Raw genomic sequence first — 18,234 nt, 5'->3', positions numbered from 1 at the left:
GCTCGCACGTACTTGATCGACGGGCGCTATCGCCCAAGCGATTGGCGGCGCAAGATTTTCCGTCTTGCGCCGCCCGCTTGTCGTCAGACGACGCTGAGCTTCACGTCGATATTGTTGCGCGTGGCGTTCGAGTACGGGCACACCTGATGCGCCTTCTCGACCAGCGCTTCGGCCTCGGCCTTCGGCACGCCCGGCAGATCGATCGCCAGCGAGATTTCCAGACCGAACCCGCCTTCGACGCGCGGGCCGATGCCGACCGTCGCGGTGACGGTCGCGTCATTCGGCACCTTCGCCGTGCCGCCTTGCGAGGCGACGAACTTCATCGCACCCAGGAAACACGCCGAATAGCCGGTCGCGAACAATTGTTCCGGGTTCACGCCTTGCCCGTTGCCGCCCATTTCCTTCGGCACGGCGAGGTTCACGCTGAACGAGCCATCCAGCGTGCCGGACTTGCCGTCGCGGCCGCCGGTGGCGCGGGCGGCGGTGCTGTAAACGACTTTGGAAACGGTCATGGGAGTCTTCCTTTCAGGTTGGTTGGTTGATTGAGACGCAATGGAAGTCAGGCCGCGAGTGCGTTACGAACAAACGATGCCGCCTGGGCGATGGCCGCCCGCGTCGCCGGTGTTTGGGCGAGCGCGTTCAGCAGGACGAAGTCGTGGATCGTGCCTTCGTAGCGCGTGGCCACGACCGGCACCCCCGCCGCCGAAAGCTTGCGCGCATAGGCTTCGCCTTCGTCGCGCAGCACGTCGTTCTCGCTGGTGATCACCAGAGCCTGGGGCAGGCCCACGAGATCGGCGACGCTGGCGTTCAGCGGCGAAACGGCCGGATGGCGGCGCGCTTCGACGTCAGGCAAATAGGCGTTCCAGAACCACGCCATTGCGGTCTTGGTCAGCCACGGACCTTCCGCGAATTCACGGTAGGAACCGTTGTCCATGCGCGCATCCGTGACCGGATAGAACAGCAATTGTGCGGCGATATTGGGGCCGTTGCGCAGCTTGGCGAGTTGGGCCACGACCGCGGCCATGTTGCCGCCCACGCTATCGCCGCCGATCGCCAGACGCGACGCGTCGAGGCCGAATTCCGCGCCATGCTCGGCGATATACTTGGTCGCGGCGTAATCCTGTTCGATCGCGATCGGGAAGCGATGCTCGGGCGAGCGTTCGTAGTCGACGAACACGACGGCGACATTGGCCTCGACCGCGAGTTCGCGGACCAGCCGATCATGCGTCTGGGGGTCGCCCATCACCCACCCCGCCCCATGGAAATACATCAACACCGGCAGCGCGCCGGTCACATCGGCCGGGCGCAGAATACGGATCCGCGTGCTGCCCGTTGGTCCCACCGGCAGAACATGGTCGGCGATGGCGACGTTCCGCCGCGCCGCGGCGCCGGCCTGAACGCTGCGCAATACCTCGCGTGCGCCGTCGGGCGTCAATGTATAGATCGGTGCGGCACCGGCGAGCCCGTCCAGGAAACGGCGCGTCGTGGGTTCGAGAACGGGAATGGTCTCGGCTGCGGGAGCTTCGAGCAGTGCGGCGGCGGACATAGGGGTCATCCTTTCTTTAAATCTTAAGCGATTTAATCGCGTGCGATCTATATGCTCCTACCGGGATCGAGAGTCAAGCTCTTGCGATTAGATCGTGCGCGATTTATTTATAGGGAACCCTTTCTGGAGCGATGACCATGCCCGCCGCCCGCCCCGAACCCTTCGCCAACGGTCTGAATCCATTCATCTGTTTCGCCGTCTACTCGGCGAATCTGGCGTTCAGCCGGGTCTATAAGCCGTTTTTGGACGAACTCGGCCTGACCTATCCGCAATATCTCGCCCTCGTCTCGCTCTGGGCGCAGGACGACCAGACCGTCGGCGAACTGGGCGAGAAGCTGTTCCTTGAGTCGAACACCCTCACCCCGCTGTTGAAGCGGCTGGAAGCGCTGGGCCATGTCGAGCGCAATCGCGATCCCGCCGACGAGCGCCAGGTGCGCGTCCGCCTGACCGCCAAAGGTAAGGCGTTGCGCGAACAAGCGCGCTGCGTGCCGGAAGGCATTCTCGAAGCGTCCGGCATGAAGCTCGACGCATTGCGCGCGCTCTCGGCCGAGATCACGGGCTTGCGCGAACGCTTGCTCGCCGCCGACGCGAAAAAACCGCGCTGACGCATTTATCGGCGCGGCGGATCAATCGATCAGAAAATTCAGGCTGGTTTTTCAGTCCGCGCGGGCGGAGAGTTTTCGCAAGCGGCGATGCGCGCTGTTTTTCGCGCGACACCGTACAAGTGTATTGAACAGGTGCCGGCGAATTGTGCTTAAATTCGCGCTGGCAGGAGGGCACGACGTGAGCGATTCATTGGTGGCGAAGACCAAGCTTGGCGTTCTGAAAGGCACAACCGAGGGCGGCGTCGTCGCCTTCCGCAACATCCCCTACGCCGCCCCGCCGATCGGCAAACTCCGTTTCCGCCGCCCCGAAGCGCCCAAGCCCTGGTCGGGCGAACGCGACGCCACGCAGCACGGGCCCATTCCGCCGCAGAACCGCTCGCGCCTCGCCGCCGCGATGGGCGATTTCACGCGCGCCCAAGACGAAGACTGCCTGACCCTGACGATCTGGACGCCCAAGCCCGACGGCAAACGCCGCCCGGTGCTAGTCTGGTATCACGGCGGCGCGTTCGTCTCCGGTGCCGGCTCGCTCGATTGGTATTCGGGCGCGCGCCTTGCCGAGTTCGGCGATGTGGTCGTCGTCGGCGTGAATTATCGCCTGGGCGTGCTCGGTTTCATGCACAAGCCCGGCGTGGCCGAACCCAATCTCAGCTTGCGCGACCAGATCGCGGCGCTTGAATTCGTCCACGCCAATATCGATGCGTTCGGCGGCGATCCGGAGACGATCACCGTCGCAGGCCAATCGGCCGGCGGCTTGTCGGTGTTGGCGCTGTTGGCCCTGCCCGCCGCGCGCAAGCTGTTCAAGCGCGCGATCATTCAAAGCGCCCCGTTCGGCCGTCCGCTGCGCACGGTCGAATCCTGCCTCGAGCCCGCCGCGAAGATGGAGGAGTTCCTGGGCATCAAATCGGCCGCGCAATGGGCCGACGCGAAAGTGCCCGACATCCTCGCCGCCCAGCTCAAGACGATGATGCACTACGCCAAATTCGCCGACGTGACGCCGCCCTTCTGGCCGGTCGCCGACGGCGAATTGTTCGGCGCCGATCTGTTCCAGTCGGCGCTGCCCGGTGCCGCCGATCGCGACATCATGATCGGCTACACGAAGGACGAGTCCGCGGCCTTCTTCGCCAAGGCGCAGCCCGTGATCGACGCGACGGATGCGCAGGTCGAAGGCCGCTTCCGCGATTTCTTCGGCGCCGACGCGCGCGCCGCGATGGCCGAATACGTGATCCGCACCGGATCGAACACGCCTGTCTCGCTCATCTCCGCGATGGTGGGCGACGCCGCACTCGCCGCCAAATCGCTCGGCTTCTGCGACGCGCTGGCGACGATCGGCAAACCCGCCTATGTCTACCGCTTCGATTGGGCGGCACCGGGCAATCCGTTCGGGGCATGCCACTGCATCGAATTGCCGTTCATGTTCGACAGCCTTCCCACCTATCAAGCGCCGATGCTGGAAGGCGGCGACAAGGCGGGCATGACCGCGCTGGCGGCGCAAATGCGCGACACCTGGGCCGCCTTCGTGCGCACCGGCAATCCCAACGGCGCGCATCTGCCGCATTGGCGGCGTTACGAACAGACCGACCGCGAGACGATGCTGTTCGATACGCCGTCGCGCCTCGCGGCGGACCCGGCCGGCCGCAAGATCTGGCGCTACTGGCCGTGAGCGCCGCCGACGCGATCGTTTTCGACGGTGCGCGCCTGAAGCTGGGCGCGGAGCAAATCTACGACCGCCTCGACTTCACCGTCCGCAAGGGCGAGTTCGTGTGCCTGCTCGGCCCCTCGGGCTGCGGCAAGTCGACGGCGCTGCGCATCGCCGGCGATTTGGTGCCGCCCGATGCGGGCCGCGTCGAAGTGCTGGGCAAGGCGCCCAAAGACGCGTGGCAGGATATCGCCTTCGTGTTCCAATCGCCGCGCTTGGTCGCGTGGCGCAACGCGCTGTCGAACGTGTTGCTGGGGGCTGAACTTCGTTTCGGCCGCGCGGAGGGTCGCAAGCGCGCGGCCAAAGCGCGCGATCTTCTCGCCCTTGTCGGGCTGGCCGACAGCGCCAACAAATATCCCTTGATGCTGTCGGGCGGCGAGCGCCAGCGCGTGGCGATCGCCCGCGCCCTCGCGGTCGATCCCGCGATCATCATGATGGACGAGCCGTTCTCGGCCCTCGATCCCAACACGCGCCGGCGCTTGCGCGCGGAGATCGTGCGCATCTGGCAGGAAACCGGCAAAACGATCCTGTTCGTCACGCACGATATCGACGAAGCGCTGACGCTCGCCGACCGCATCGTGCTGCTGTCGAAGAAGCCGACCCGCGTGCTCGAGATTTTCGACGTCAAAGCCGCGCGGCCGCGCGCGCTGAAGGATGATCCCGAATTGGTCGCCATGCACGACCGCCTCAACGAACTTTTCCGCTCCCTCGAACCCGACGCCCCCACCACGGAGGAATGAAATGACCCTCGTCCTGCCCGGCCGCCGCGCAATTCTCGCCGGTGCCGCCGCCCTGCTCGCCGCCCCCTCGGTCGTGCGCGGCCAAGCGAAGCCCAAAGTCACCTATGCCTATCTGCTCGATCCCGCCTACGACGCCGTCGTCTGGGCGATCCGCAACGGCAAGGTGCGCTCCGACCTGATCGACGTCGAAGCGACGGGCATGAACATCCCCACGCTGCTGCAGGTCACCGCGACGCGCCAATACGACGTCGTGATGACCGCCGTGATCGGCGTGCCGGCGGCGCTGTCGCGCGGTCTGGATCTGCGCATCCTGTCGGCGGCGTTGCACGCTTCGGCCAACGGCGAAGGCGGCGGCGTTTGGGTCAACAAGGATTCCGCGCTGAAGGACCCCGCGGCGTTGAAGGGCAAGACGCTCGGTTCCTACGGCCTGCGCGCAACCGGCTATATGTTCGTGCGCGAAGCGCTGAACAAGAAATTCGGCCTCAACATGGCGCTGGAAGGCGGCGACGTCCGCCAGGTCGAAATCGCCGCCCCCAACCTGCCCGCCTCGCTGTCGACCAATCGCGTCGACGCCGCCACGCTAATCCATTCCCAGGCGTTCCGCGCGCGCAGCTCGGGCGAATACGTCAATATCTGCGAGACCGGCTCGATCCTGAACGAGATCCATGGCCGCCTCGTCTCGGCCGTCAATGTCGGTTACGCCGACCGCTTGGCCGCGCGCACGGCGGAATTCCGCGAATTCAACCGCATGCTCAAAGCGTCGATCGACTACGCGATGGCCAATCGCAAGGAAGTGTTCACCGCCGTCGGCACGCAAGCGAATATCGATCCCGCGTTCTTCGATTGGTGGTTCGATCGCACGACCGACGTGCCCGCGATCTTCGGGCCCGCCCAAGCACAGGCCGTGACCCGCGCGTGGGAAATCGGCCTGCGCTTCGGCATGATCCAAGGCGCGCCCGCGGTCGAATCCGTGACCTGGGACCAGACGTTGCGCGGCTAAGATTTTGCGCGCGGACTCAACGCAAGTTAAGGCGGCCTTCGCGGCGCTGTTCCTCGCCCTTGTGGCCGGGGGCTGGTACGCCGCGTCGGCACGCCTGCCGCCTTATATGATGCCGCCGCCCGACGCGGTGCTGCGCGCGGCGACGCGCTTCTTCACCTCCGCGCGCGAAATCGGGCATCTGAAGGCGACATTGTTCAATGTCGGCCTTTCGATCGCCATCGCCTTCGTGCTCGGCTCGGCGCTCGCCTTGCTGTGCCACTACGCGCGTTTCGCGGGCCCCACGATCCACGGGCGCTTCAGCCCGTTCCTCAACGCCTTTCCCGGCATCGGCTGGACGCTGCTCGCCGCGATTTGGTTCGGTGTCTCTACGACATCGGTCGTGTTCGCGATCACCGTGGTGCTGCTGCCTTTCGCGCTGATCAATCTGCGCGAAGGCTTGAACGCGCTCGACGGCGAGATCGACGAAATGGCGCGTAGTTTCGGGCGCAGCGGCATCCGCCAGTTTTTGTTTATCGTCGTGCCCGCGCTGTTTCCTTTCGCCATCGCCACGCTGCGCATCATGTTCGGCGTCGCCTGGAAAGTGACGCTGACGGCGGAGTTGTTCGGCGGCGGCGAAGGTCTCGGCTATCTGATCAATCTCGCGCGCCAGGAATACGACACGGAGATCATCTTCGCGGTCGTGTTGACGATCGTGGTCGCGGTCTATCTCGCCGATCGCTTCATCTTCGCGCCGCTGGAATTCGCCACGTCGCGCCATTTCGGCCGGCAAGGAAAGCGGCGATGAACGTACTGGGCCGCAGCAAGGCGCAAATCGCCGCTGATATCGCCGTCTTGCTCGCGATCCTCGCCTGGGCGTGGGGGGCCCGCGGCCTGCCCGATTTCGTGCTGCCCGGCCCGATCGCGGTCGGCGAACGCCTGGTCGCGATGTTCGTCACGCCGAGTTTCCTTTCGCACACATTCTCGTCGGTGTGGCGCGTGTTGCTCGCGGTCGTGCTCGCCCTCGTGCTGGGCGGCGGCTTGGCGCTGATCAATCGCGGCGTGCCCGCGCTAGATTGGGTGATCCGGGGCATGACGCTGCCCTTCCTCAATTCCTTTCCGTCGATCGGCTGGGCGATCCTGGCGGCGATCTGGTTTCAGCCGGGCGATTTCCCGGTCGTCTTCGTCCAGGTCGCGATCCTCACGCCCTTCTGTTTGATCAATATCGCGGAAGGTTTGCGCCAGATCGACGCCGAAACGATGGAGATGGCGCAAAGCTTCACCCGCAACCGCACGCGCGCACTGGCGATGGTCGCGGCGCCGCTGCTGCTGCCCTATATCCTGGGGTCGCTGCGCATCGCCTACGGCATCGCGTGGAAGATCGCGCTGGTGTCCGAGTTGCTCGGCGGCACATCGGGCCTCGGCTATCTGATGCTCCAGGCGCAAGGCTCGGCCGATATGGCGACGGTCATTGCCGCGTGCTTGGCGATCGTGCTGCTATTCGTCGCGGGCGAGAAACTCGTCCTCGATCCGCTCGCCCGGAAATTCGCCCCCAAGCGCTGAGCGTTATTTCGCTTTCATGCGCAGCGCGCCGTCGAGACGGATCGTCTCGCCGTTGATATAGCCGTTGGCGACGCAAAACAGCACCGCGTCCGCGAACTCGTCCGGGCCGCCCAGCCGCGCCGGGAACGGAATATCCGCCGCCAGTGAGCGGCGCGATTCCTCCGGCAACTCGCCCAGCAGCGGCGTCAAGAACACGCCGGGCGCGATCGTGTTGACGCGGATACCGAAGCGCGCGAATTCACGCGCGGCGGGCAAGGTCATCGCCACGATGCCGCCTTTCGACGCGGCATAGGCCGCCTGCCCGATCTGCCCGTCATAGGCGGCGACTGACGCGGTGTTGACGATGGCGCCACGCGCCCCGTCGGCGTCGGGCGCCAACACGCTCATCCGTGCGGCGGCCAGACGCATCACGTTGAACGTGCCGATCAGATTGACGTCGATCACGCGCGCGAACGCGTCGAGCGACAGCGGGCCTTCGCGGCCGACGATTCGCCCCGCCGTGCCGATGCCGGCACAGTTCACGACGATACTTGCCGTGCCATGCGCTTCATCGATCGCGTCGAGCACGGCGACGATCTCCGCCTCGCGGCGCACATCGGCCGTCAGCGCCAAGCCGCCGATTTCACCGGCGGTCGCGCGCGCCTTGTCGCCGTCGCGATCGATCACCGCGACCTTCGCGCCGCGCGCGGCCAGGGCGCGCGCAACGGCGGCGCCGAGGCCGGAGCCCGCCCCCGTCACCAAGGCGGAACGGTTTTGGATGTCCATGACGCTACCTTCCGATAACGATCGTTGCCGCATCGCCCGCGAACATCGCGGCGACTTCCGCGTCGCGCAAGCGCAAGGCGACGCGCTGATTGACCGAGCCTTTCTCGGTCAGTTCGCCCTTGGCGCGATCGGGGGCCGACGCGAAAAATCGCGCGCGCGCGACGCGCTCCGACGCCCCGCCCGCCTTCGCGTTATACGCCTCGAGCGCCTTGGCGACCGCCGCGCGCGCGGCCGGATGCGCGAAAAGTTCCGAATCCGCCAACTCCGTGCCACCCGGCACGACGCGCTCGATCGCCGGACGGAACGGCACAAGCAATACGCCCAGTGCCTCGCGGCCTTCACCCGCGATCACGGCGTCGCTCGCCAAACCGTTCAGCGCATCGACGATCCGCTTGCGCAGATTGCCGACCGCAACCCAGGTGCCGGTCGACATCTTGAAGTTTTCGGCGGTGCGCCCGTCGAAGAAAAAACCCTTCGCCGGGTCCGCGGGATCGGCGAAGCGCAACGCGTCGCCGAGTTTGTAGAAGCCTTCCTCGTCGAACGCGGCGGCGGTTTGCGCCGCATCGCGCCAATAGCCGGGCGTCACGTTCGGGCCTTTGAGGCGCGCTTCCCATTGGCCGTCCTGCGGCACTAGCTTCAACGTGATGCCTTTCGCGGGAATGCCGACATTGCCGGGCCGATCCTGCGGATCGGTACAAAACAGCGCGAAGGGCGCGGTCTCGGTCGAACCGAGCCCCGTCGTCTGCAGGATGCGCGTGCCCGTCGCCGCTTCGGCCTGACGGTCGATCTCGTTCCACAGATGCTCGCCCATCGCCGCCCCCGCATACATCAACAGCTTCAGGTCGCGGAAGAAATTGCGGCCCATCGCCGGGTCGGCGCGCATCGCCTCGACCAGCATCTCGTAACCGGCGGGCACGTTGAAATACCAGTTGGGCGAGATCTCGGCGAGATTGCGGATCGACTTGCCGATATCGGCGCGCGTCGGCTTGCCTTCGTCGATGTAATAGGTGCCGCCGTTATAGATCGCCATGTTGAAGACCTTGTTGCCGGCGGCGACATGGCTCCAGGGCGCCCAATCGACGAAGACCGGATTCTCGTCCTTCAGATAGGCGTAGCAATCGAGCACCATCGCCATGTTCGAACACAGCATGCGCTGGGTTTGGATCACGGCTTTCGGCGTTCCCGTCGTGCCCGAGGTGAACATGAACTTCGCCACGGTGTCGGGCCCGGTCGCGCGATAGGCGGCGTCGGCTTGCGCCGTATCGGTCGCCGCGATCAAGTCGCGCCATTCCAAGCGCCTTCCTTGTCCGCGCAAACCCAGATGCGGCAGATCGGGAAACACCGCGCGCAACGCGGCCGCGTAGCGATCGGTATCGTCGGCGAACACCGCGCCCGGCATCGTCTGTGCGGCGACTTCCTTCAATCGCCCGAAGCCGTCGCCCGCGAGCGAATAACCGGTCGATACCGCGGCGGACGGAATGCCCGCGTATTGCGCGCCCAGCGCCATCAGCCCATGCGCGATGGAATTGCCCGACAGGATCGCTAAGGGACGTTCCGGCCCCAGCCCCAACTCGAGCAAGCGTTGCCCGATCGAGCGGATCGACGTCAGCAATTCGGCATAGGACACGCGGCGCCAATCACCGTCGGGCCCGCGCTCGGCCATCCATGTTCGATCCGGTGCGGCCGCCGCCCAATGGACGATGCGATCGGACATGCGATCCGGATAATCGGGCAGCGCACCGGTTTGCCGGACAAGAATCGAACCGTCCGCCCGGCGTTCCCAGGCGATATCCGCCCGCCATAATTCGACTTCGCGAAAGCCTATTCCGGCCATTCGGCGTCTCTCCCTGAAAATACTTTACATGGAAACAATCTCCGAAGATAGTATCTCCACGAATAAGCCGTCGAATTCCGGGAGGACCAACGCTTCATGCCGTTTCTCGTCACCGAATTGCGCGGCGACATCGCGTTGATCGGGCTCAACCGCCCGGACAAGCGCAATGCGATTTGCGACGCGGTCATCGGCGAACTCGAAGCGGCGGTCGATTGGGCCGAACGTCACGCGAAGGCCGGAATCGTGCATGGCGCGGGTCCGCATTTCTGCGCCGGTCTCGATCTCGCCGAGCATCTCGGCAAATCCGCATTCGACGGGCTGCACGGTTCGCGGCGCTGGCATCGCGCGTTCGATCGCATCCATCGCGGGCGCTTGCCGTGGTTCTCGGCGTTGCACGGCGCCGTGGTCGGCGGCGGGCTGGAACTCGCCTCCGCCACCCATGTCCGCGTAGCGGACGAAACCGCGTTCTTCGCGCTGCCCGAAGGCCAGCGCGGCATTTTCCTGGGCGGCGGCGGATCGGTGCGGACCACGCGCTTGCTCGGCGTCGCGCGCGTCACCGACATGATGCTGACCGGCCGCACGATCGACGCCGCGACGGCCGAACGCTGGAACGCCGTGCAATATGTCGTGCCCGCCGGCAAGGCGCTCGACAAGGCGCTGGAGCTCGCCGCGCGCGCCGCCGGCAACGCCGAAATTTCGAATTACGCGATCGTCAACGCGCTGCCGCGCATCCAGGACATGTCCAACGACGACGGGCTGTTCGCGGAAAGCTTCGTCGCTGCCCTCACCGCGACGAGCCCTGAGGCCGAAGCGCGGCTCAAAGCCTTCCTCGAAAAGCGCGCGGCGAAGGTCGCCGCTCCGGGTGGGGGCGAATGAATCAGTTCACGCGCGAGGAGATCGAGGCCGAACGCGTCGATCTGGGCGAAATCGAGACGACGCTCGGCTTCCTGCTGCGCATGGCGCAGCTGCGCGCCTTCGCGCATTTCTTCCGCGTGTCCGAACTCGGCTTGAAACCCGGTGCGCTGACGGTGCTGTGGGTGATCGCCCTCAACCCCGGTTTGCGCCAGGGCGCCATCGCGCGGCGCTTGATGATCAAGCCCGCGCACATGACCAAGCTGGTGCGCGCGATGGTCGACGACGGCTTGATCGAGCGTTACGTACCGCCCAACGACCGGCGCTCCGTCCGCCTGTCGCTGACCAAAGCGGGCAAGTCGGCATACGAGCGCAGCCGGACGGAAATGCGCGCGATTCATCGCGCCGAGCGCGGCACATTGAACGACCGCGAATACACGGATTTCGTGGCGCTGCTGCGCAAATTCGCGGGTATCGGGGCGCCCCCATGATCGATCTCGCGAACATCGTCGCGATCGACTTCCACACCCACGCGGAAGAGCCGTGCGATTGCGCGCGCGACGACGGCTACAACGAATTCCAAGCCGGCATGGCCCGGTATTTCTGCAATCCCGCCGGTGCCGACGGCATGCTGCCGAGCGTCGAGCGGACGGCCGCGTATTATCGCGAACGCAAGATCGCGGCGGTGATCTTCCCCGTCGATGCCGAGCGCGAGACGGGATTCAAGCGTTACGCGAACGAGGAGGTCGCGCGCATCTGCGCCGAAAACGCCGACATCCTGATCCCGTTCGCGTCGATCGATCCCGCCAAGGGGCGCGTCGGTGCGCGCGAAGCGCGCCGCCTGGTGCGCGATTTCGGCGTGCGCGGCTTCAAGTTCCATCCGACCATGCAAGGTTTCTTCCCGAACGACCGCATGGCCTATCCGCTCTACGAGGCGATCGCCGCCGAAGGTGCCATCTCGCTGTTCCATACCGGGCAGACCGGCGTGGGCTCGGGCATGCGCGGCGGCATGGGCATGCGCCTCAAATACTCGAACCCGATCCATCTCGACGATGTGGCGGCGGATTTCCCCGACATGCCGATCGTAATGGCCCATCCGTCCTTCCCCTGGCAGGAGGAAGCGCTCGCCGTCTGCCAGCACAAGCCCAACGTCTATATCGATCTTAGCGGCTGGCGGCCGAAATACTTCCCCGAAATTCTGGTGAAGTACGCCAACGCGCTGCTCAAGAAGAAGATGCTTTTCGGGTCCGACTGGCCGGCGATAACGCCCGATACGTGGCTCGCCGACTTCGCCCAAATGCCGTTCAAGGACGAGGTGCGCCCCCTCATCCTGAAGGAAAACGCAACGAGGCTTTTGAACCTCAAATGAGGCGCACAGGGAGGTTATCATGCGAACGCTCGTCAAGCTTGCGGTCCTCGCCGTAGCGGGGTCGCTGACACTAGGGTCGGCCGTCAACGCGCGCGAATTGCGCACCGCCCCCGCCGCCCCGCCCGCCCATCCGGCGAACGGCGTGATGTACACGAATTTCGCCAAGTATCTGCCCGAGGAATCGCAAGGCCGTCTGACCGCCAAGATCCTCGGCCCCGAGGTCGTCAATCTCGGGCAGATGAAGGACGCGCTGCGCAGCCGCATCACCGAAGTCGGCAATCTTCTGCCGCTCTATTTCCCCGCCGATCTGCCGAACATGGCGCTGGCGGGCGAATTGTCGCTGCTGGGCACCAACCCGCAAGCGACCGCCGCCGCCGTCACCGAATTCGTCGTCAACTGCGAACCTTGCCAGCGCGAAATGCGCCGCTTCGGCGTCGTGTTCCTGGGTTCCGGCGCTTCGGACGTCTACGAGATCATGACGACCAAACCGGTGCGCAAACCCGAAGACCTCAAAGGTCTGCGCTTGCGGTCGGGCGGCGCCCCGTGGGCCCGGCTCGCGCAGCATTTCGGCGCGACGCCCGTGCAGATGTCGGTGTTCGACCAGTTCGAAGCGATGAACCAGGGCGTGATCGACGGCACAATGGCGTCGATCGCCGATCTGATCTCGTTCCGTTTGGTCGAAACGGTGAAATACGTCACCTACCTGCCGATCGGGCTCTATCAATCGACGTCGAACTTCGCCACGGCGAACGCGACCTGGGACAGCCTGTCGGTCCAGGATCGCGCGGCGATGGCGCGCGCGGCCAACCGCGCCAACACCGACTTCACCCATCGCTGGGGCACGGAGATGGAGAAGGAAGCCGAAGCCGCCGCCAAGGCCAAGGGCATCGAGATGATCCAGCCCGACGCGGCGTTCGTGGCCGCGTTCCAAGCCTTCGCCAAGACGGAACCCGAATCCGTCGCCGCCCTTAGTGCCAAGAATTTCGGTATCCAGGACGCGGGCGAACGCATCAAGCGTTTCCTGGCCTTGACCGAAAAATGGACCGCCATCGCCAATTCGGTGAACAGCGATCCCAAGCAGATGGCCGTGAAGCTGCAGGAAGAAGTCTGGTCGAAACTCGACTATTCCAAATACGGCATGTGATGCGGTCCGAATTCCGGAGGCCGGCGGCGCCGGCTTCCGGATTCACGCCGGAGGATCGATGCGCCCCCTTGCCCGTCTCCATTCGCTGCTACTCGACGCGCTCGTTCTGATCGGCGCGCTCGCGATCGTCGCGATGATGCTCCACGTCATCGTCGACGTGATCCTGCGCAATGTCAGCAACACGCCGATCCCCGCGACCTACGAGATCGTGACCAAGTACTACATGATCGCGCTCGCCTTCGTGCCGCTCGCCTTCGTCGAGCGGCGCGGCGGCATGGTGCAGGTCGAGGTGATCGACCCGTTCCTGTCCGCCGTTGCGCGCGACGCGCTGGAGCGGCTGGTCGCGGCGCTCTCCGCCGCCGTCTACGGCACGCTCGCTTGGGTCACGCTGACTGACGCGCTGGATGCCTTCGCCACGGGCGCCTTCGTGATGGCGCAAACCTACCAGCTGCCCGTCTGGCCGGGCTTCTTCCTGCCGCCGCTCGGCTTCGCGCTGGCGGCGGTCGCCGTCGCTATCCGCATCGTTCAACCTGGAAAGTCCGAAGCGCCATGAGCGTCGAAACGGGTTTCGCGGGCGTTGTGCTGCTGATCGCCCTGCTGGTGCTGCGCGTGCCGGTCGCCATCGCGATGATCGTCGTCTCGTTCAGCGGTGTGGCATGGCTAATCGGCGTCGAACCGGCGCTGGGCATCATCGCCAACACGCCTTACTCGTTCGTCGACAATTGGACGCTGTCCTCCGTCCCGATGTTTTTGATGATGGGCTTCGTCGCCTATCACGCCGGCTTGACGACGGGATTGTTCGAAGCGGCCAAGGCGGTCCTGCGCCGCATTCCCGGCGCACTGGCGATCTCGGCGATTTTCGCGTGCTCGGGCTTCGCGACGATCTGCGGCTCTTCCCTCGCCACGGCCGCCGCCATGGGCCGCATCGCGATCCCGGAAATGGTGCGCTCGGGCTATTCGCCCAGCTTCGCCTGCGGCGCCATCGCCGCCGGCGGCACGATCGGCGCGCTGATTCCCCCGTCGATCCTGATGATCGTCTATGGCGTGTTCGCCGAAACTTCCGTACTCAAGGTTTTCATGGGCGGGGTTAGCATCGGCTTGCTGACGGCGGCGGCTTACTCCGCCGTGGTGCTGATCATCTCGCGCTTTCGCCCCGATATCTGTCCGCCGCGTCCGCTCGACGCCGACGGCATCTCTCCGCGCGAAGCCTTGGCGAAGATTTGGCCCGCCTTGCTGCTGATGGCGATCGTGTTCGGCGGCTTGTTCTCCGGCGCGTTCACCGCGACGGAAGGCGGTGCGGTCGGCGCCATCGGCGCGATCGGGATCGCGATCGCCACGCGCCGTCTGACCTACGATAATTTCAAAACGTCGCTGATCGAAACGCTGACGACGTCGGCCTCGCTGTTCATCATCGGCATCGGCGCGGCGATGTTCACGCGCTTCGTCGGCATGACCGGCCTGACCGGGTTCTTGACCAGCATGGTTTCCGGCGCCGATCTTTCCTACGTGCAGCTGATGCTGCTGATCGTCGTGCTCTACCTGATCCTGGGCATGTTCATGGAACCGTTCGGCGCAATGTTGATCACGCTGCCGGTGCTGCTGCCTATCCTGCGCGTTCAGGGGATCGATTTCGTCTGGTTCGGCGTGCTGGTCGTCAAGCTCTTGGAAATCGGCATGATCACGCCGCCGGTCGGGCTCAACGTCTTCGTCATACGCAACGTCGCGTCGGAATACGCGACGACCGCGCAGATCTTCAAGGGCGTGACGCCGTTCTTCCTGGCCGATCTGCTTGTCGTCGCTTTCGCGATCGCGTTCCCGGGCTTCATCATGTATCTGCCCGCGATGATGTGATCAGGCTTTCGCCGCCTGGATCGCCGCCCAGACGCGATAGGGCGTCAGCGGCATGTCGATATGCTTGACCCCCAACGGAGCGAGTGCCGAACATGCCGCGTTGATCACCGCCGTCAGCGCGCCGACCGTGCCCGCCTCGCCCACGCCCTTGGCGCCGAGAAAATTGACCTTCGTGGGCACCGCATGCGTTTCGATGCGGATCATCGGCATGTCGGTCGCGCGCGGCATCGCGTAATCCATGAACGACCCGGTCAGCACCTGGCCGGTCGCGGGATCGTGCACCACTTCCTCGATCAGCGCTTGGCCCAGGCCTTGCGCCACACCGCCATGAATCTGCCCCTCGGCGATCTGGCGGTTCATCACATTGCCGATATCCTCGACCGCCGAATAGGACACGACCTCGACGGCGCCCGTCTCGGGGTCGACCTCGACCTCGCAGACATGGCAACCGTTCGGGAACGTCACCGCCGGCGGTTGGAAATGCACGTCGGCCTTCAGGCCTTCCGGCCCCGCGATTTCGGCCCAGTTCGCCACGCGATCGGTGCCGACGATGCGGAACACGCCGTCGCCGAATTCGATATCGGCCAAGGCCGCTTCCAGCTTCTCCGCCGCGCGCTTCTTGCCGTCCTCGATCGCTTTGTCCATCGCCAACGCCACGGATGCGCCGCTGACGCTGAGCCCGCCCGAGCCGCCGCTGCCCTTGCCACTCGCCATCAGATCGGTATCGCCCTGGCGATAGACGATCTTGTCGGCGGCGATGCCCATGCGGTCCATCAGCATGTCCTGCCACACGGTCTCGAGACCTTGGCCAACCGACATAGCGCCGGTGAAGATGTGCGCGCGACCGGCCGCGTCGATTTCGATCCTGGCGCCATCGGCGCCCGGTTTGGTGAACGGTCCGCCCGCGACCTCGATCGGATTGCAGAAACCAATGCCGCGCAAGCGACCATTCTTGGCGCTGGCCGCTTTGCGCGCGGCGAACCCGGCAAGATCGGCGAAGCCGCGCGCTTTTTCCATCACCGCCGGGAAGTCGCCGCTGTCGTATTCGAACAGGAACGGCGTGCGGTACGGCATCGCGTCGGGCTGTACCAGATTGCGCCGGCGCAGTTCGAACGGATCGATCCCAAGCTTCGCCGCCGCCAGATCGATCGTGCGTTCCAGAACATAGGTCGCATCGGGCCGCCCGGCCCCGCGATACGGCACGGTCGGCACGGAATGCGTGAACACGCCGCGCACTTCGGCCGCGATCGCCTTGGTGCGATAGACGCCCGCGATGCCGCCGATATTGTTGATCGGCCCGGTCGAACGGCCCGAAACATAGGCGCCGATATCGACGATGTAATCGACATGGAAGGCCAGGAAATTGCCGTCGGCATCCAGCGCCAAGGCGGTTTCCGCGTCCACGTCGCGGCCGTGATCGTCCGCGACCAGCGATTCCGCGCGATCGGCGATCCAGCGCACCGGCTTGCCCAGCTTGCGCGCCGCCCAGCACGTCGCCACTTCCTCGCGCGTCGCTTCGGCTTTCAGCCCAAAGCCGCCGCCGACATCCTCGGCGCGCAGATGGATCGTTTCCTTCGCCACGCCCAAAGCGGCGGCCACGCTATCGCGCCAACCGAAGGGCGATTGCGTCGCGGCGATGGCTTCCAACCGCTCTCCCGCAGGCACCGCCAGCACGGCACGGCCTTCCATCGGCGCCGCCGAAACGCGCGTGATCGGGCAGCGCAGCCGCACGACATGCGCGGCGGATTTCAAATACGCCTGGACTTCCCCCACGGCGCCGTGGCGCCAAATGAAGGCGATATTGTCCGGCGCTTCGCCCCAGATCGGCGCCGCACCCGGCGCCAGCCCATCGCGCGGATCGACGATCGCGGGAAGCTCCTCGTACTCGGCCTCGATCGCTTCGATCGCGTCTTGCGCCTGCGCTTGGGTTTGGGCGATCACGATGGCGACCGGCTCGCCGACATGGCGCGCGATGCCGTCGATCAACACTTGGCGCGGCGTGAACGGGGCGTCGGCACCACCCGAACGTTTCAGCGCGATCTTACCGCCGGTGCGCAACGGCCCAAGGTCGGCGGCGGTGAAGATCGCCGCCACGCCCGGCATCGTCTTGGCGGCATCGGCCGACAAACGGGTCAACTTCGCATGGGCGTAAGGGCTGCGCAGGAAGGCCGCGTGCAAGCACCCTTCGGGAAGATTATCGGCGGTGTAACGCCCCTTGCCCAGCAACAGCCTGTCGTCTTCGATCCGCCCGCGCCGCACTACCATCGTCATCGCTCCGCACCCGTACGAGTTGGCCCATTAGACCCCCCGGACGGTGCCCGCGACAACGATATTCAGGCGGCGACCGCGAATTCGGCCGCTTCGGATTTCAGCCAATTCCGGAACAAGTCGACTTTTCGCAACCCTAACTTCGACGCCGGGCATACCAGCCAATAGGCGAAATCGATCGGGATCGCCTCGCCGAAGGGCTTGACCAGGCGCCCGGCATCCAGATCGGCCGCCGCCAGCGAGGCTTTGGCGAGCGCCACGCCGCGCCCCAGCACCGCCGCTTCGATGACCATGCTCGACTGATTGAACTTGGGGCCCCGCGTGGCGTCGATATTCTTCGCCCCCGCCGCCTTCAGCCACATCGCCCAGTTGGGGCAGGACGGATCCTCGTCCGGCCCGTCGTCGTGCAGCAGCGTGTGATGGCGCAGATCGTCGACGCCCGACAGCGGAGTCGCGCCGTTCAGCAGCTTCGGGCTGCATACGGGGAACACGGCTTCCTCCAACAGGCGTTCGCTGTTGACGTTCGGATAACCGCCCGAGCCGTAGCGGATGGCGATATCGACGCCGTCGCCGTGAAAATCGCTGAGCGACATCGAAGCACCCACGCGCACGTCGATGCCGGGATTGGCGGCCTGGAAGGTTTCGAGGCGCGGCAACAGCCATTTCGCGGCGAACGAGGGTGCGACCGAAACGGTCAGCACGCCCGAATCGCCCAGATTGTCGATCTGCTCGATCGCGGCGGCGAAGCGCTCGAACCCGTCGCGAATGCCGGGCAGAATCGCCTGCCCCGCATCGGTCAGCAGAATGCCGTTCTTGGTGCGCAAGAACAGCGCGATCTGCAGCTGGTCTTCCAGCGATTTCAGATGATGGCTCACCGCCGCCGGCGTGACGCTCAGGTCATCGGCGGCTTTGGTGACGCTCATATGGCGCGCGACGGCTTCGAAAGCGCGCAACGCGTTCAGGGGTGGCAAACGACGACGCATGGCCGCGAACATATTCGCGGAACGCCGAAAACGTTCGGGAGA

At 65.4% G+C, this 18,234-nt stretch carries 18 protein-coding genes; 12 read left to right on the top strand and 6 right to left on the bottom strand.

Going from position 1 to position 18,234, the window contains the following annotated elements; all coding sequences use genetic code 11:
- Nucleotides 1-83 precede the first annotated feature (83 nt).
- Together J0H39_08560 and J0H39_08555 are read right to left on the bottom strand one after the other, a co-directional pair.
- The gene (locus J0H39_08560; protein MBN9496794.1) at nt 84-512 is read right to left on the bottom strand and encodes an organic hydroperoxide resistance protein; all 429 of its coding nucleotides are present in this window, start codon (nt 510-512) and stop codon (nt 84-86) included.
- A 47-nt stretch (nt 513-559) separates the two neighbouring features.
- Nucleotides 560-1,555: an alpha/beta hydrolase gene (locus J0H39_08555; protein ID MBN9496793.1), complete on the bottom strand. Its 996-nt coding sequence runs from the start codon at nt 1,553-1,555 to the stop codon at nt 560-562.
- A 128-nt stretch (nt 1,556-1,683) separates the two neighbouring features.
- Here J0H39_08555 and J0H39_08550 point away from each other — a divergent pair, with 128 nt between their 5' ends.
- The 6 genes from J0H39_08550 to J0H39_08525 all read left to right on the top strand — a co-directional run bounded on the left by J0H39_08550 (nt 1,684) and on the right by J0H39_08525 (nt 7,126).
- Complete coding sequence (locus J0H39_08550) at nt 1,684-2,151, top strand: MarR family transcriptional regulator (GenBank protein ID MBN9496792.1); 468 nt, start codon at nt 1,684-1,686, stop codon at nt 2,149-2,151.
- Nucleotides 2,152-2,329: 178 nt separating this feature from the next.
- On the top strand, nt 2,330-3,811 hold the full coding sequence (locus J0H39_08545) for a carboxylesterase/lipase family protein (protein ID MBN9496791.1): 1,482 nt from the start codon (nt 2,330-2,332) through the stop codon (nt 3,809-3,811).
- The gene (locus J0H39_08540) at nt 3,808-4,587 is read left to right on the top strand and encodes an ABC transporter ATP-binding protein (protein MBN9496790.1); all 780 of its coding nucleotides are present in this window, start codon (nt 3,808-3,810) and stop codon (nt 4,585-4,587) included. The genes J0H39_08545 and J0H39_08540 overlap by 4 nt, the downstream gene beginning before the upstream one ends.
- Nucleotide 4,588: 1 nt before the next feature.
- Nucleotides 4,589-5,587, top strand: coding sequence for an ABC transporter substrate-binding protein (locus tag J0H39_08535; protein MBN9496789.1), 999 nt, complete (start codon nt 4,589-4,591; stop codon nt 5,585-5,587).
- 4 nt (nt 5,588-5,591) lie between these two features.
- Nucleotides 5,592-6,371, top strand: a complete 780-nt coding sequence (locus J0H39_08530; GenBank protein ID MBN9496788.1) for an ABC transporter permease subunit — start codon at nt 5,592-5,594, stop codon at nt 6,369-6,371.
- Nucleotides 6,368-7,126 carry an ABC transporter permease subunit gene (locus J0H39_08525; GenBank protein MBN9496787.1) on the top strand — a complete coding sequence of 253 codons (759 nt, stop codon included), beginning with the start codon at nt 6,368-6,370 and terminating at the stop codon, nt 7,124-7,126. The genes J0H39_08530 and J0H39_08525 overlap by 4 nt, the downstream gene beginning before the upstream one ends.
- A 3-nt stretch (nt 7,127-7,129) precedes the next feature.
- Here the strand turns inward: J0H39_08525 and J0H39_08520 are convergent, their stop codons facing one another.
- Nucleotides 7,130-7,891: an SDR family NAD(P)-dependent oxidoreductase gene (locus J0H39_08520; protein ID MBN9496786.1), complete on the bottom strand. Its 762-nt coding sequence runs from the start codon at nt 7,889-7,891 to the stop codon at nt 7,130-7,132.
- A gap of 4 nt (nt 7,892-7,895) precedes the next feature.
- On the bottom strand, nt 7,896-9,725 hold the full coding sequence (locus tag J0H39_08515) for a feruloyl-CoA synthase (GenBank protein MBN9496785.1): 1,830 nt from the start codon (nt 9,723-9,725) through the stop codon (nt 7,896-7,898).
- A gap of 96 nt (nt 9,726-9,821) precedes the next feature.
- Between J0H39_08515 and J0H39_08510 the strand changes: the two genes are divergently transcribed.
- From J0H39_08510 to J0H39_08485, 6 genes are read left to right on the top strand one after another with little or no spacing between them, the layout of a single operon-like run.
- Complete coding sequence (locus tag J0H39_08510; protein MBN9496784.1) at nt 9,822-10,601, top strand: crotonase/enoyl-CoA hydratase family protein; 780 nt, start codon at nt 9,822-9,824, stop codon at nt 10,599-10,601.
- Nucleotides 10,598-11,068 (top strand): MarR family transcriptional regulator, encoded by a 471-nt coding sequence (locus J0H39_08505; protein ID MBN9496783.1) that lies wholly within the window; start codon nt 10,598-10,600, stop codon nt 11,066-11,068. The genes J0H39_08510 and J0H39_08505 overlap by 4 nt, the downstream gene beginning before the upstream one ends.
- On the top strand, nt 11,068-11,946 hold the full coding sequence (locus J0H39_08500) for an amidohydrolase (protein ID MBN9496782.1): 879 nt from the start codon (nt 11,068-11,070) through the stop codon (nt 11,944-11,946). The genes J0H39_08505 and J0H39_08500 overlap by 1 nt, the downstream gene beginning before the upstream one ends.
- Nucleotides 11,947-11,965: 19 nt before the next feature.
- Nucleotides 11,966-13,090, top strand: a complete 1,125-nt coding sequence (gene dctP / locus J0H39_08495) for a TRAP transporter substrate-binding protein DctP (protein MBN9496781.1) — start codon at nt 11,966-11,968, stop codon at nt 13,088-13,090.
- Between the two features lie 58 nt (nt 13,091-13,148).
- The gene (locus J0H39_08490) at nt 13,149-13,643 is read left to right on the top strand and encodes a TRAP transporter small permease (protein ID MBN9496780.1); all 495 of its coding nucleotides are present in this window, start codon (nt 13,149-13,151) and stop codon (nt 13,641-13,643) included.
- Complete coding sequence (locus J0H39_08485) at nt 13,640-14,941, top strand: TRAP transporter large permease (GenBank protein ID MBN9496779.1); 1,302 nt, start codon at nt 13,640-13,642, stop codon at nt 14,939-14,941. Before J0H39_08490 ends, J0H39_08485 begins: the two co-directional genes overlap by 4 nt.
- Here the strand turns inward: J0H39_08485 and J0H39_08480 are convergent, their stop codons facing one another.
- On the bottom strand, nt 14,942-17,206 hold the full coding sequence (locus tag J0H39_08480; GenBank protein ID MBN9496778.1) for a xanthine dehydrogenase family protein: 2,265 nt from the start codon (nt 17,204-17,206) through the stop codon (nt 14,942-14,944).
- 68 nt (nt 17,207-17,274) lie between these two features.
- Nucleotides 17,275-18,204, bottom strand: coding sequence for a transcriptional regulator GcvA (gcvA, locus tag J0H39_08475; GenBank protein MBN9496777.1), 930 nt, complete (start codon nt 18,202-18,204; stop codon nt 17,275-17,277).
- Between the last annotated feature and the right edge of the window lie 30 nt (nt 18,205-18,234).

The organism is Alphaproteobacteria bacterium, from assembly GCA_017308135.1.
GTDB lineage: Bacteria > Pseudomonadota > Alphaproteobacteria > CACIAM-22H2 > CACIAM-22H2 > Tagaea.
This window is presented reverse-complemented; position numbering and strand designations above follow the sequence as displayed.